Annotated in this window: 16 protein-coding genes and 4 tRNA genes; 6 read left to right on the top strand and 14 right to left on the bottom strand. The window is 71.1% G+C overall.

Annotated features, from left to right (window positions below; all coding sequences use genetic code 11):
* Positions 1–23: 23 nt before the first annotated feature.
* The 5 genes from rplA to RWE79_RS23330 form a co-directional block, all read right to left on the bottom strand.
* On the bottom strand, positions 24–746 hold the full coding sequence (gene rplA / locus RWE79_RS23350; protein ID WP_475942008.1) for a 50S ribosomal protein L1: 723 nt from the start codon (positions 744–746) through the stop codon (positions 24–26).
* Positions 747–816: 70 nt separating this feature from the next.
* Positions 817–1,251: a 50S ribosomal protein L11 gene (gene rplK, locus RWE79_RS23345; protein ID WP_475942007.1), complete on the bottom strand. Its 435-nt coding sequence runs from the start codon at positions 1,249–1,251 to the stop codon at positions 817–819.
* A 145-nt stretch (positions 1,252–1,396) separates the two neighbouring features.
* Positions 1,397–2,278, bottom strand: coding sequence for a transcription termination/antitermination protein NusG (gene nusG / locus RWE79_RS23340; protein WP_475942006.1), 882 nt, complete (start codon positions 2,276–2,278; stop codon positions 1,397–1,399).
* 73 nt (positions 2,279–2,351) lie between these two features.
* Positions 2,352–2,654, bottom strand: coding sequence for a preprotein translocase subunit SecE (gene secE, locus RWE79_RS23335; protein ID WP_475942005.1), 303 nt, complete (start codon positions 2,652–2,654; stop codon positions 2,352–2,354).
* A gap of 60 nt (positions 2,655–2,714) precedes the next feature.
* Positions 2,715–2,787 (bottom strand) — tRNA-Trp (locus RWE79_RS23330).
* 189 nt (positions 2,788–2,976) lie between these two features.
* Here RWE79_RS23330 and RWE79_RS23325 point away from each other — a divergent pair.
* On the top strand, positions 2,977–4,215 hold the full coding sequence (locus RWE79_RS23325; RefSeq protein WP_475942004.1) for a pyridoxal phosphate-dependent aminotransferase: 1,239 nt from the start codon (positions 2,977–2,979) through the stop codon (positions 4,213–4,215).
* 138 nt (positions 4,216–4,353) lie between these two features.
* Positions 4,354–5,397, top strand: a complete 1,044-nt coding sequence (locus RWE79_RS23320; protein WP_475942003.1) for an adenosine deaminase — start codon at positions 4,354–4,356, stop codon at positions 5,395–5,397.
* 147 nt (positions 5,398–5,544) lie between these two features.
* Here the strand turns inward: RWE79_RS23320 and RWE79_RS23315 are convergent, their stop codons facing one another.
* From RWE79_RS23315 to RWE79_RS23280, 8 genes are all read right to left on the bottom strand, one after another.
* Entirely contained in the window at positions 5,545–6,600 is a 1,056-nt protein-coding gene (locus RWE79_RS23315; RefSeq protein WP_475942002.1) for a UDP-N-acetylmuramate dehydrogenase, read from the bottom strand.
* A 104-nt stretch (positions 6,601–6,704) separates the two neighbouring features.
* Positions 6,705–8,207, bottom strand: a complete 1,503-nt coding sequence (locus RWE79_RS23310; protein WP_475946046.1) for an MFS transporter — start codon at positions 8,205–8,207, stop codon at positions 6,705–6,707.
* Between the two features lie 97 nt (positions 8,208–8,304).
* Complete coding sequence (locus RWE79_RS23305) at positions 8,305–8,850, bottom strand: TetR/AcrR family transcriptional regulator (protein WP_475942001.1); 546 nt, start codon at positions 8,848–8,850, stop codon at positions 8,305–8,307.
* A 183-nt stretch (positions 8,851–9,033) separates the two neighbouring features.
* A complete protein-coding gene (locus RWE79_RS23300) occupies positions 9,034–9,468 on the bottom strand; it encodes a MaoC family dehydratase (RefSeq protein WP_475942000.1) in 435 nt (144 codons plus the stop codon).
* 1 nt (position 9,469) lies between these two features.
* Positions 9,470–9,922: an FAS1-like dehydratase domain-containing protein gene (locus RWE79_RS23295; protein WP_475941999.1), complete on the bottom strand. Its 453-nt coding sequence runs from the start codon at positions 9,920–9,922 to the stop codon at positions 9,470–9,472.
* Between the two features lie 90 nt (positions 9,923–10,012).
* Positions 10,013–10,177 (bottom strand): 50S ribosomal protein L33, encoded by a 165-nt coding sequence (gene rpmG / locus RWE79_RS23290; protein WP_065962933.1) that lies wholly within the window; start codon positions 10,175–10,177, stop codon positions 10,013–10,015.
* 89 nt (positions 10,178–10,266) lie between these two features.
* Positions 10,267–10,339, bottom strand: a tRNA-Met gene (locus RWE79_RS23285).
* Positions 10,340–10,385: 46 nt separating this feature from the next.
* A tRNA-Thr gene (locus RWE79_RS23280) sits at positions 10,386–10,458 on the bottom strand.
* Between the two features lie 297 nt (positions 10,459–10,755).
* On the opposite strand from RWE79_RS23280, the gene RWE79_RS23275 reads away from it, so the two are divergent.
* The 3 genes from RWE79_RS23275 (at position 10,756) to RWE79_RS23265 (ending at position 12,961) form a co-directional block, all read left to right on the top strand.
* Positions 10,756–11,988, top strand: a complete 1,233-nt coding sequence (locus tag RWE79_RS23275) for an amidohydrolase family protein (RefSeq protein WP_475941998.1) — start codon at positions 10,756–10,758, stop codon at positions 11,986–11,988.
* A gap of 17 nt (positions 11,989–12,005) precedes the next feature.
* The gene (locus RWE79_RS23270; protein ID WP_475941997.1) at positions 12,006–12,668 is read left to right on the top strand and encodes an SDR family oxidoreductase; all 663 of its coding nucleotides are present in this window, start codon (positions 12,006–12,008) and stop codon (positions 12,666–12,668) included.
* 83 nt (positions 12,669–12,751) lie between these two features.
* Positions 12,752–12,961, top strand: coding sequence for a hypothetical protein (locus tag RWE79_RS23265; protein WP_475941996.1), 210 nt, complete (start codon positions 12,752–12,754; stop codon positions 12,959–12,961).
* Between the two features lie 83 nt (positions 12,962–13,044).
* Here RWE79_RS23265 and RWE79_RS23260 read toward each other — a convergent pair.
* Positions 13,045–13,126, bottom strand: a tRNA-Tyr gene (locus RWE79_RS23260).
* A gap of 188 nt (positions 13,127–13,314) precedes the next feature.
* Here RWE79_RS23260 and RWE79_RS23255 point away from each other — a divergent pair.
* On the top strand, positions 13,315–13,803 hold the full coding sequence (locus RWE79_RS23255; RefSeq protein ID WP_475941995.1) for a YajQ family cyclic di-GMP-binding protein: 489 nt from the start codon (positions 13,315–13,317) through the stop codon (positions 13,801–13,803).
* Positions 13,804–13,824 lie beyond the last annotated feature (21 nt).

The following is a 13,824-nucleotide window of genomic DNA, read 5'->3' as shown; positions in this document are numbered from 1 at the left end:
TACTGCTGCCTGCGGAGCGGCCGTCAGACGGTCGCGTCCTCCTCGACGAGGAGGTTGCGGGTGCGGTTCGGGTCCACCAGGATGCCGGGGCCCATCGTGGTGCTGATGGCGGCCTTCTTGATGTAGCGGCCCTTGGCGGCGGACGGCTTCAGACGCAGGATCTCGTCCAGGGCGGCCGCGTAGTTCTCGACCAGCTGCTGCTCACCGAACGACGTCTTGCCGATGATGAAGTGCAGGTTCGAGTGCTTGTCGACGCGGAACTCGATCTTGCCGCCCTTGATCTCGGTCACGGCCTTGGCGGTGTCCGGGGTCACGGTGCCGGTCTTCGGGTTCGGCATCAGGCCACGGGGACCGAGCACGCGGCCCAGGCGGCCGACCTTGCCCATGAGGTCCGGGGTGGCGACGACGGCGTCGAAGTCCAGACGGCCCTTCGCGACCTCGTCGATCAGTTCGTCGGAGCCGACGATGTCGGCGCCCGCGGCACGCGCGGCCTCGGCACGGTCACCGGTCGCGAAGACCAGGACCCGGGCGGTCTTGCCGGTGCCGTGCGGAAGGTTCACGGTGCCACGGACCATCTGGTCGGCCTTGCGAGGGTCGACACCCAGGCGGAAGGCGACCTCGACGGTCGAGTCGAACTTGGTGGTGCTGGTGTCCTTGGCGATACGGACGGCCTCAAGGGGGGCGTACTGACGCTCCCGGTCGATCTTGGCGTCCGCAGCGCGGAGCGACTTGCTGCGCTTGCTCATTGCTTCTCCTGAAGGCTTTGGAGTCGTGGTGCGGGCCGAGCAGGCCCTTCCACAGGGGGTGGCGGCTTGATCAGCCCTCGACCGTGATGCCCATGGAGCGGGCGGTGCCGGCGATGATCTTCTCGGCGGCGTCCAGGTCGTTGGCGTTCAGGTCCGGGAGCTTGGTGGTGGCGATCTCGCGAACCTGGGCCGTCGTGATCTTGGCGACCTTCTTGACGTGCGGCTCGCCGGAGCCCTTGTCCACGCCCGCGGCCTTGAGGATCAGCTTGGCGGCCGGCGGAGTCTTGGTGATGAAGGTGAAGGAACGGTCGTCGTAGACCGTGATCTCCACCGGCACGACCATGCCACGCTGCGACTCGGTCGCGGCGTTGTAGGCCTTGCAGAACTCCATGATGTTCACGCCGTGCTGGCCCAGCGCGGGGCCGACCGGCGGCGCCGGGTTGGCCGCGCCGGCGTTGATCTGGAGCTTGATAAGCCCCGTGACCTTCTTCTTCTTGGGAGGCATTGCTCTCTCCGGGTCCTATGAGAGGTTTTTTGCCTGCGAGCAGGCATACCGCACCACGATAACGGGTACCGTGGCGAGCCCTGAAACCGAGCAGGTCAGGACGGCTGTGAGAGCCGGCCCGACCTGGACGGAAGTGAGGTGTCGATCAGTTCTTCTGGATCTGGTCGAAGCTGAGCTCGACCGGCGTCTCGCGGCCGAAGATCTCGACGAGGCCCTTGACCTTCTTCGAGTCGGCGTTGATCTCGTTGATCGTCGCCTGCAGCGTCGCGAAGGGGCCGTCGGTGACGGTGACCGAGTCGCCGACCTCGAAGTCCAGCACCTGGACCTCGACCTTGCGCTTCGGGGCACCGCCCTCGGCCTCGGCGGCGGCCGCAGCCGCCTCCTCGACCTCCGGGGCGAGCATCTTGACGATCTCGTCCAGGGTCAGCGGGTACGGGTCGTACGCGTTGCCGACGAAGCCGGTGACGCCGGGGGTGTTGCGGACGACGCCCCAGGACTCGTTCGTCAGGTCCATGCGCACCAGCACGTAGCCGGGCAGCTTGTTCTGACGGACGGTGCGGCGGTCGCCGTTCTTGATCTGGACGACTTCTTCCTGGGGCACTTCGGCCTGGTAGATGTAGTCCTCGACGTTGAGCGAGACGGCGCGCTGCTCCAGGTTGGACTTCACGCGGTTCTCGTAGCCGGCGTAGGTGTGAATCACGTACCACTCGCCCGGCAGGGTGCGGAGCTCCTCGCGGAAGGCGACCACCGGGTCGACCGGCTCGGCCTCCTCGGCCTCTTCCACGGGCTCGGCGTCGCTGTCGTCAGCCTCGACCTCGGCCTCAGCCGCCTCGGTGTCTTCCTCGTCCTCGTCCTCGACGTGAACGGCGTCTTCCTCGGCGGGGGTACCGGCCTCGGCATCCGCGGCCTCGAACTCGTCGATCTCGTCGGCAGCCTCGACGATCTCCAGTTCGGTGTCGTCGCCCGTGACCTCGGCCGAGACAGCCTCTGCGGGTTCGACGGCGTCGTTCAGATTCGGGTCAGACACTGTGGCTGCTTCTTCCTGACTTCAAGGGGTGGAACTGGCGGCCGGGCGCCTTTGGGCACCTTCCGCGGGGGAATCACCCGAAGACGTACGAGACGCCCTTGTTGAAACCCCAGTCAATCACGGTCACGAGCGCGATGATGACCACAACGAAGACAATCACCACGGTGGTGTACGTGATCAGGTCGTGCCGGGAGGGCCAGACGACCTTGCGGAGCTCGGCGATGATCTGCCGGTAGAAGAGCGCCAGCCGGGCCACAGGGCCCTTCTTGCCGCGCTTGCCGCCCTTGCGGGCCTTCTTGCTCGTGGTCTCCGCGGACTCGGCGTCTTCGGGGCGACCACTCTCAGGCGTTGCGGTGGAGCCCAGGGCTTCCGTCACTACGTCCTCACCTGATTCTGGGTCGTTTGCTGGAAATTCCTAACGTACGCCTGCGTATAGCAGGGCCGGAGGGACTCGAACCCCCAACCGCTGGTTTTGGAGACCAGTGCTCTACCAATTGAGCTACGACCCTTTGAAGCTCCCCCAACGTACCGCATCCGGCCGACTGCACGATGTATGCAGGCAAGATCGGCTCGCGGGGGCCATCGACGGATGAGTGTACGTGTTCGGCGACCCCGCGTCGAATGGGTTGGCCCCGGCCGCGTCGCCGTAGCCGGAACCCGTATGCCCCGGCCCCGGCACGTCTGCCACGATTGCAGGCATGACCGCTGCAACCCCACCCGCACAGTCCCCCACTGAACGACGTGTGTCGGCCCGCATCGGGTCGATCTCCGAGTCGGCCACCCTCGCCGTGGACGCAAAGGCAAAGGCCCTCAAGGCCGCCGGGCGTCCGGTCATCGGCTTCGGCGCGGGCGAGCCGGACTTCCCGACGCCCGGGTACATCGTCGAGGCCGCCGTGGAGGCGTGCCGCAACCCGAAGTACCACCGGTACACCCCGGCCGGCGGCCTGCCCGAACTCAAGGCCGCCATCGCCGCGAAGACGCTCCGCGACTCCGGCTACCAGGTCGACCCGTCCCAGGTGCTGGTGACCAACGGCGGCAAGCAGGCCATCTACGAGGCCTTCGCCGCGATCCTCGACCCGGGGGACGAGGTCATCGTCCCGGCTCCGTACTGGACCACCTACCCCGAGTCGATCCGGCTGGCGGGCGGCGTGCCGGTCGAGGTCGTGGCGGACGAGACCACCGGCTACCGGGTCTCCGTGGAGCAGTTGGAGGCCGCCCGCACCGAGCGCACCAAGGTGCTGCTGTTCGTGTCGCCCTCCAACCCGACGGGTGCCGTCTACCCGCGCGAGCAGGTCGAGGCGATCGGCCGCTGGGCCGCCGAGAAGGGCCTGTGGGTCCTGACCGACGAGATCTACGAGCACCTGGTCTACGGCGACGCGGAGTTCTCCTCGCTGCCGGTGGTGGTGCCGGAGCTGGCCGACAAGTGCGTCGTGGTCAACGGTGTCGCCAAGACGTACGCCATGACCGGCTGGCGTGTCGGGTGGGTGATCGGCCCCAAGGACGTGGTCAAGGCCGCCACCAACCTCCAGTCGCACGCCACGTCCAACGTCTCCAACGTCGCGCAGGTCGCGGCCCTCGCGGCCGTCTCCGGTGACCTGGAGGCCGTCGCCGAGATGCGCGTCGCCTTCGACCGCCGTCGCCAGACGATCGTGCGCATGCTCAACGAGATCCCCGGCGTCCTGTGCCCCGAGCCCGAGGGCGCGTTCTACGCCTACCCCTCGGTCAAGGGCCTGCTCGGCAAGGAGATCCGCGGCAAGCGCCCCGCCGACTCGGCCGAGCTCGCCGCCCTCATCCTCGACGAGGCCGAGGTCGCCGTCGTCCCCGGCGAGGCCTTCGGCACCCCGGGTTACCTGCGGCTTTCCTACGCCCTCGGCGACGAGGACCTGGTGGAGGGCGTCTCCCGGCTGCAGAAGCTGCTGGGCGAGGCCCGGGACTGATCGCCCGGCGGACGGCCGGAGCGCACACCGGGCGCCGGCCGTCCGCCGGCGGCCGTCCGCCGTCAAGCCGGGGCCCCGGTCGCTCCCCGATCGGGGAAACCGGTACCGGCGGGGGTGGCCGTGCGGCAAGATCTGAAAATGGCACGTGATGTACGCACCCTCCCCAAAGCACACCTGCACCTGCACTTCACCGGGTCGATGCGCCCCGGCACCCTGCTGGAGCTCGCCGACAGACACGGCGTGCACCTCCCCGAGGCGCTGACCTCGGGCGAGCCGCCCAGCCTCCGGGCGACCGACGAGCGCGGCTGGTTCCGGTTCCAGCGGCTGTACGACATCGCCCGCTCGGTGCTCCGGACGCCGGAGGACATCCAGCGCCTGGTGCGCGAGGCCGCCGAGGAGGACGCCCGCGACGGCTCCGGCTGGCTGGAGATACAGGTCGATCCGACCTCGTACGCGCCCCGGCTGGGCGGTCTGATCCCGACGATGGAGATCATCCTCGACGCCGTCGCGAGCGCGTCCCGCGACACCGGCGTGGGCATGGCCGTGGTCGTCGCCGCCAACCGTATGAAGCATCCGCTGGACGCCCGCACCCTGGCCCGGCTCGCGGTGCGCTACGCCGACCGCGGGGTGGTCGGCTTCGGGCTCTCCAACGACGAACGGCGGGGCCTGGCAAGGGACTTCGACCGGGCCTTCGCCATCGCGCGGGAGGGCGGGCTGCTGGCCGCCCCGCACGGCGGCGAGCTGGCCGGCCCGAGCAGCGTCCGCGACTGCCTGGACGACCTGCACGCCGGGCGGGTCGGTCACGGCGTACGGGCGGCGGAGGACCCCCGGCTGCTGCGCAAGCTGGCGGAGCGGCAGATCGCCTGCGAGGTGTGCCCGGCGTCCAACATCGCCCTGGGTGTCTACGAGAAACCGGAGGACGTCCCGCTGCGCACGCTGTGGGACGCCGGTGTGCCGATGGCGCTCGGCGCCGACGACCCGCTGCTGTTCGGCTCCCGCCTCGCCGCGCAGTACGAGTTCGCGCGCGAGCACCACGCCTTCACCGACGAGGAACTGGCCGAGCTGGCCCGTCAGTCCGTGCGGGCCTCCCGCGCCCCCGACGCCGTACGGGACCGGCTGCTGGCCGGCACGGAAGCCTGGCTCGACGGGTCCCCCGGCCACGAGCCGGCCGATCCCCGCTAGGCCCGCGACGCGGCGCCGACCGGTCGGCCTGGCCCCGGTGGGTCCGCCACCGGGCGCACGCGCACGCGCGGGCCGCGTCGCCCGGGCAGTCCACCGGCGGGTGGTGCGGTGACCGCGCTGCTTCACCGGGTCCGTGCGGTGGCCGCGCTAGAGGGTGACGCCCACCGTCACCGGCTCGTTGACCAGGGTGACTCCGAACGCGGCGTGGACGCCGTCCCGGACCTCGCGGGCCAGGGCGAGGAGGTCCTCGGTCTTGGCGCTCCCCCGGTTGGTCAGTGCCAGGGTGTGCTTGGTGGAGATCCGGGCCGGGCCGGTCCCGTATCCCTTGGTGAAGCCGGCCTTGTCGATCAGCCAGGCGGCGGAGGTCTTCACCTGTCCGTCGGCGGCCGGCCAGCCGGGCGGCTCCACGTCGTCGCCGAGCCGGTCGTGGACGCGGGCGATGAAGGCGTCGTACTCGGCCACGCCCAGCACCGGGTTGGTGAAGAAGGACCCCGCCGACCAGGTGTCGTGGTCCTGCGGGTCCAGCACCATGCCCTTGCCCGCGCGCAGCCGGAGCACCGTCTCGCGGACGAGCTCCAGCGGCACCCGGCCGCCCGGCTCGACGCCCAGGGTGCGGGCGACCTCGGCGTAGCGCACCGGGGCGGACAGCCCGCCGGCGTCCTCCAGGGCGAACCGCACCCGCAGCACCACATAGCGGGCCGGGTCGGCCTTGAAGCGGCTGTGGCGGTACGAGAAGGCGCACTCGGAGCCGGCGAGGGTCACGGTCCTGCCGAGATCGCGGTCGTACGCCACGACTTCGGCGATCGTGGCCGAGACCTCCTGGCCGTACGCGCCCACGTTCTGGATCGGCGTCGCCCCGGCCGAACCGGGGATGCCCGCCAGGCACTCGATGCCGGCCAGCCCGGCGCGCACGCCGCGCGTGACGGCGTCGGTCCACACCTCGCCGGCGGCCAGCTCCAGCCGTGTGCCGTCCAGGGCGAAGCCCTTCGTCGCGATGCGCAGCGCCGTGCCGTCGAAGCCGTCGTCCCCGATGACCAGATTGCTGCCGCCGCCGATCACCAGCAGCGGCGTGCCGGACGCGTCAGCCTCCCGTACGGCCTCGATCACCTCGTCGTCGGTGCCGGCCGTCACCAGACGCGCGGCGGGCCCGCCCAGGCGGAAGGTGGTCAGCGGGGCGAGCGGGGCGTCATACGTAACGGTCACCCGCCCAGCTTACGCAGCGCGCGGGGCCCGGCCCGCCCGCACGAACGCCGGCCCGGGACCTCCTCTCGGAGGCCTGGGCCGGCGTACGGGCTGCCGGGTGCGGATCACCGGCCGGCGGGCACGGGCTCCGGCTCGACGGCGTGGTCGGACCGGTCGGCGCGGTCGGCCCGCGTCGGCGCGGCGGCCGGCTCGGCCGGCTCGGCGGGGGTGACCGCGGCGGCCGGGGCGACCCGGCGGCGCGGGGCCAGCAGTGCGGCCACCGCTCCCAGGGCCACCGCCGAGGCGCCCACCCACAGGGCCGGGGTGATGCCGTCGGCGAACCGGGTGGCGGACTCGTAACCGCCCTGGCCGGCGAAGACCGAGGCCAGGATGGCGATGCCGAGGGCGCCGCCCACCTCACGCAGCGCGTTGTTCGCGCCGGAGGCGATGCCCTGCTCCTCGGGACGGACGCTGCCCATCACGAGGTTGGCGCTGGGTGCGAAGTACAGGGACATCCCGACGCCGCTGATGATCATGGCGGGGAGCAGCGTGAGGTAGGAGACGTCGGCGGCGATGACGTAGGCGAAGTAGCCCAGGCCGAGCGCCTGGAGGGCCAGCCCGGTGGCGACCACCGGCCGGCCGCCGATGCGGTCGGAGACGGCTCCGGCCACCGGGGCGAGGAGCAGCGACATGCCGGTCCAGGGCAGCATCCGCACACCGGCCTCCATCGGGGAGTAGCCGCCGACGCCCTGCAGGAACTGGCTGAGCAGGAAGACCGAGCCGAACATCCCGAGGAACATCAGCAGGCTGGCGGCGTTGATGGCGGAGAAGGCGCGGCTGCGGAACAACCGCATCGGCAGCATGGCGTTGGGGCTGACGACGCCGTGGCGGACGAACCCGGCCAGCAGCACGCTGCCGGCGATCAGACCGGTGAGGACCCAGGTGCTGGTCCAGCCGTCGGCGTTGCCGCGGATGAGGGCGTAGACGATGCCGAAGAGACCGCCGCTGGCGAGCAGCGTGCCGGGGAAGTCCAGACGGGAGCTGGTGCCGCGGCTCTCGGCGAGGCGCAGCCGGGCGAGCGGCATGAGCAGCAGGCCGATCGGGACGTTCACCCAGAAGATCCACTGCCAGGAGACGTGTTCGGTGAGCGCGCCGCCGATCAGCGGGCCGGTGGCGACGGCGAGGCCGTTGGCCGCGCCCCAGATACCGAAGGCCATGCCGCGCCGTTCGGCGGGGACGGCCGCGGAGAGCAGGGTGAGGGTGAGCGGCATCAGGATGGCGGCGCCGACGCCCTGTAAGGCACGGGCGGCGATCAGTTCGCCCATGCCGGGTGCCATGGCGGCCGCGGCGGAGGCGGCGGAGAAGACGCCGATGCCGGTGACGAAGAGCTTGCGGCGGCCGAAGCGGTCACCGAGGGCGGCGCCGAACATCAGCAGGACCGCGAAGGTGAGGGTGTAGGCGCTCACTGTCCATTCGAGGTCGGACAGACCGCCGCCGAGGTCCTTGCGGATGGAGGGGAGGGCGGTGGTGACGACGAGGTTGTCGAGCGCGGCCATGAAGCCGGCGACGCTGGTGATGATCAGGGCCCAGGTGGTGGAGCCCCGGCGGGGTGCTTGCTGGTCCTTCATGGCTTCCTCCGTTGCGTACGTCATGTTGTTAGTTATCGATCAATAACTTTCGACGCCACAGATCAGGGCTGTGCCCGTCGGGTGGCACCTGTCCGCTTCAGGAAGAGGTCTCCGGGAAGCGGTCCGCGTACATGTCGTCAATACCCGTCCAGCACCGCGCCCCCTCGGGGATGCCCAGCGCCATCAGGATGTTCACCAGCATTCCGGTGCCGAAGAACTCCGCGGCCTCGGCGTCGCCGACGCCGGTGCGGGCCCGCACGTAGTCCCACAGACCGAGCCAGCCGCGCCGGCAGACCTCGCGGATCTCCTCGTCGTCGACGGACGCGACATACATCTGGAGCTGCATCCGCAGGTTGTCGCCGTCCGCGATCAGCTCCCGGTAGCTCACGCACATCGACTCGAAGGCGGCCTCGCCCTCCAGGCCCTCGGCCGTCCTCTCGAAGTGCTGCTCGATGCTCTCGACGCAGCGCCAGGCGGCGGCGAGGAAGAGCGCCTTCTTGTTGGGGAAGAGCCGGAACAGGTACGGCTGCGAGACCCCCATCCGCTTGGCGATGGCGGCGGTGGAGGTGCCGTGGTACCCGGTCGAGCCGAACTCGGTGACCGCTGCGCGGATCGCCGCCTCGCGGCGCTCGTCGGCGCTCATTCGGATTCCGTCGCTTCCCATGCCAAGTAAGTTATCAATCAATAACTAGGCACGCAAGGCGGCACGGCGGAAAAATTCCCGCCGCCCCGAGGGCTGGTCCGGACCCCGGTGCGAGCCGGGTGCGAGCCCGGGCCCGGGCCCTGGCTCGCACCCGGGCCCGCATCGGGGCCGGTTCCGCCGGCGCTACGCCAGCCGGACCACGGCCCGCGACATGCCCAGCACCTTCTGGCCGTCGGCGATCGCCGTGAGGTCCACCCGGACCGTCCGCTCCTGGTCGTCCAGCTTCGCGGCGACCTTGGCCGTGACCTCGATCACCGCGCCCTTGTCGTCGTCGGGCACCACGACCGGCTTGGTGAAACGCACCCCGTACTCGACGACCGCGCCCGGGTCACCCGTCCAGTCCGTCACGACGCGGATCGCCGAGGCCATGGTGAACATGCCGTGCGCGATGACGTCGGGCAGCCCGACCTCCCGGGCGAACCGCTCGTTCCAGTGGATCGGGTTGAAGTCGCCCGAGGCGCCGGCGTACTCCACCAGCGCCGCCCGGCTCACCGGGAAGGACTGCGCCGGCAGTTCGGTGCCGGCCTCGACCTCGTCGTAGGAGATGATCGCGGCCATGTCAGCTCTCCTCCGGGGCGCGGGCCACCAGCTTCATCAGCGCGGTCACGACGTGCTCGCCGCGCTCGTCGTGGACGTCGCCGCGTACGTCGATCACATCGTTGCCGGCAAGGGACTTGATGGAATCGATGGCCACGGTCACCGCCAGCCGGTCCCCGGCCCGGACCGGGCGGGTGTAACGGAACTTCTGGTCGCCGTGCACCACACGGGTGTAGTCCAGCCCGAGTTCGGGATCGAGGACCACCTGCCCCGCGGCCTTGTACGTGATCACGAACGGGAAGGTCGGCGGGGCGATCACATCGGAGTGACCGAACGCCGCGGCCGCGCCCGGATCCGAGTAGACGGGGTTGGTGTCCCCGATCGCCTCGGCGAACTCGCGGATCTTCTCGCGCCCCACCTCATAGGGAGCGGTGGGCGGATACGTCCGCCCGACGAAGGACTGGTCGAGCGCCATCGGCACCTCCTGCGAAGGATTTCGGTCAACGCAACACCACGAGGCCGCCCCCGGTGATGGGGACGGCCTCGTGGACGTAAAAGCCTGAGATCAGCGCGTCTCGCGGTGCGCGGTGTGCGCGTTGCAGCGGGGGCAGTGCTTCTTCAGCTCAAGACGATCCGGGTCGTTACGCCGGTTCTTCTTGGTGATGTAGTTCCGCTCCTTGCACTCCACGCAGGCCAGCGTGATCTTCGGGCGGACGTCGGTGGCGGCCACGTGAGTGCTCCTTGACGAACGGGGTAAGAGAAATGAACACAGCAAGAGTAGCCGATTGAAGGACCGATCCCACAATCGGCTACACAGGGTAGCGGCGACCGGACTTGAACCGGTGACACAGCGATTATGAGCCGCTTGCTCTACCGACTGAGCTACGCCGCTGCGATGAAGAGACAACCCGCCGAGTGGCGGGCCGTCCGATCATCAGAGCCCCCATGCGGAATCGAACCGCAGACCTTCTCCTTACCATGGAGACGCTCTACCGACTGAGCTATAGGGGCGAACGGGGAAGACATTACACGGTCCGCCGCCGAAGGTGAAATCCGTATCGGCGGGGCACACCGGACGTCCGGGGACAGGGTGCCGGGCGGGCCGTCGGGCGGTGCCGCGCAGGCCACTTGGGGGGTCCGGGCGCACCGGCCGGACGCCCGCCGGGCACGTGCGAGGCACCCGCGAGGCACCCGCGGTGCGGTGCCGGGCGACCTCGCCGGTACGACTATTCGCCTCTTCCCGGACGGACCGGGCACCGCACCCTAGGCTCGGAACGCGTGATCTTGCCTCCGGCCCCGAGGAGCGCGATGACCGACAGCCCGCCGCGACCACCCGTGGCCGCCACCGACACCCCCCTGCTGCTGTGCGGCGCCCGCCTCGCCGACGGCCGCACCGTCGACGTGCGGCTCGCCGGCCCCCGGATCGAGGCCGTCGGCACCGCCGGCAGCCTCACCGGCTCCTGCCAGGCCCCCCGGATCGACCTCGGCGGCTACCTCCTGCTCCCCGCCCCCGCCGAACCGCACGCCCACCTGGACACCGCCCTCACCGCGGACTGCGGCGGGCCGCCCTCGTACGAACCGGAGGACGTCCAGCGCCGGGTCACCGAGGCCGTACTGCTGCAACTCGGGCACGGGGCGACCGCCGTGCGCACCCACGTCCGGATCGGCGACGTGGCCGGGCTGCACGCCCTGGAGGCCGTGCTCCAGGCCCGGCGCGCGCTGCGCGGACTCGCCGAACTGCACACCGTGGCCGTGCCCCGGCTGCTCACCGGCACCGCCGGGGCCGACGGGGTGGCCGTGCTGCGGGACGCCCTCAAGATGGGCGCCGGCGTCGTAGGCGGCTGCCCCGACCTCGACCCCGACCCCTGGGGCTACGTCGAGACCGTGCTCGGCGTCGCCGACGAGTTCGGCCTCCCCGTCGACCTCCACACCGAGGCCGGTGACCCGGCCCGGCTGGCCCGCCTCGCCGCCATGGCCGGCGGCCTGCGCCCCGGCGTCACCATCGGCCCCTGCGGCGGCCTTGCCCGGCTCCCCCGCGAGACCGTGACCCGCGCCGCCGACCAGCTCGCCGCCGCCGGCGTGTCGGTGGTCGCCCTCCCGCAGGGCGGCTGCGGCGCCCTGGAGTCCCGCGGCCCCGGCTTCGCGCCGGTACGGGCGCTGCGCGCCGCCGGGGTGCGGGTCGCGGCCGGCAGCGGCGCCCTGCGCGACCTGGCCAACCCCGTCGGGCGCGGCGACCCGCTGGAGGCGGCCTTCCTGCTCGCCTCGTACGGCGAGTGCCGCCCCGACCTGGCCTACGACGCCGTCAGCGGCCGGGCCCGGGCGGTGCTCGGGCTGCCGGAGGTACGGATCGAGGCGGGCTTCCCGGCCGAGCTGCTGGCGGTGCGGGCCGACCGGATCGAGGCGGCGCTGTCACTCGCGTACAGCCGGATCGTGATCCACCGGGGCCGGGTGGTGTCCCGGACCAGCGCCGTACGGGAGTTCACCGACACGCTGGCGCTGGATCTCCCCCGGCAGGCGCGAAGCCGCAGGGACCCGGCGTAGGGCGTAGCGTCGGATACATGCGCATTGTGATCGCTGGTGGACACGGAAAGATCGCGCTCCGGCTGGAACGGCTGCTCGCCGGGCGCGGGAACCACGTCGCGGGCCTCATCCGCGACCCGGGCCAGGCCGAGGACCTGCGCGCCGCGGGCGCCGAGCCGGTCGTCCTCGACCTGGAGAAGGCCTCCCCCGACGAAGTGGCCGCGGCCCTCACCGGGGCCGACACGGCCGTCTTCGCCGCCGGGGCCGGCCCGGGCAGCGGCGCCGCCCGCAAGGACTCCGTCGACCGCGCCGCCGCCGTCCTGTTCGCCGACGCCGCCGAACAGGCCGGGGTACGCCGGTACCTGATGGTCTCCTCCATGGGCGCCGACGCCGAGCCCCCGGCCGGCACGGACCCCGTCTTCGCCACCTACCTGCGGGCCAAGGCCGCCGCCGACGCCGATCTGCGCCGCCGCACCGGCCTCGGCTGGACCATCCTGCGGCCCGGCGCCCTCACCGACGACCCCGGCACCGGCCGGGTCGCCCTCGCCGCCTCCACCGGACGGGGATCGGTCCCCCGCGACGACGTGGCCGCCGTACTGGCCGAGTTGGCCGACACCCCGTCCACGGCGGGGCTGACCCTGGAGCTGATCGGGGGTCACACCCCGGTGGCGGTGGCCGTGAAGGACGTCGCCGGCAACTGACGGCGAGGAAGGAAGCTCCGGTACGGGCGTCGGGCCGGACCTACCCCCGCTGATCCGCGACGACGGCGGGGACGGCTGCGTCCATGTGCGGGTGTGCGGCCGGCCCCGGGCCGGGTGAGCGTCGTGATCAGTGGCCGGCACATCTGGCCTTCTACGCGGCGCTGACGCCGGGCGACGACGGACGCCCGGCCACGACCCGTACCTCCGGGGAAACCCTGGCGGCCCGCCCGGGCCCCACCCTGTACGCGACCGAGGACCCGGAGGACGACTCCCCCGGCTACGGCGGCCCCTGAACCACGCCCCCGGCCCCGGCCACGCACAACAGAAAAGGGCCCCTGATCTGCGGTGAGGCAGATCACGGGCCCTTTGTTCCCTGTGGCGGCGCCAGGGTTCGAACCTGGGTAGGCTGAGCCGGCAGATTTACAGTCTGCTCCCTTTGGCCACTCGGGCACACCGCCTGGGATGGTGCCGCCTCCGGGGCCCGCGTGAGGCGTCCGTGGCGACGACGTAAACGATACCCGATACCCAGGGGTGCTTCGCCACTCGATTGATCAGCCCCTCGGACAGGGACGGTGGCTAGGCTTGCGGGGGCGGTCCGCCGTGGGCCGCGACCCAAGATGGATCAGAGCCAAGGAGCCAACTGAAGATGGCCGACTCCAGTTTCGACATCGTCTCGAAGGTCGAGCGGCAGGAGGTCGACAACGCCCTCAACCAGGCCGCCAAGGAAATCTCGCAGCGCTACGACTTCAAGAACGTGGGCGCCTCGATCGCGTGGTCGGGCGAGAAGATCCTGATGGAGGCGAACTCCGAGGAGCGGGTGAAGGCGATCCTGGACGTCTTCGAGACCAAGCTGGTCAAGCGGGGGATCTCGCTGAAGTCGCTGGACGCGGGCGAGCCGCAGCTGTCCGGCAAGGAGTACAAGATCTTCGCGACGATCGAGGAGGGGATCTCCCAGGACAACGCGAAGAAGGTCGCCAAGATCATCCGTGATGAGGGCCCGAAGGGTGTGAAGGCCCAGGTCCAGGGCGACGAGCTGCGGGTCAGTTCCAAGAGCCGGGACGATCTGCAGGCGGTGCAGGCGCTGCTCAAGGGCAAGGACTTCGACTTCGCCCTGCAGTACGTCAACTACCGCTGACCCGGCGCCGGTTACCGGTTA

The organism is Streptomyces sp. RLA131 (assembly GCF_056270125.1).
The sequence above is the reverse complement of the archived record's forward strand: the minus strand, read 5'-3'. Positions and strand labels throughout refer to the sequence as shown.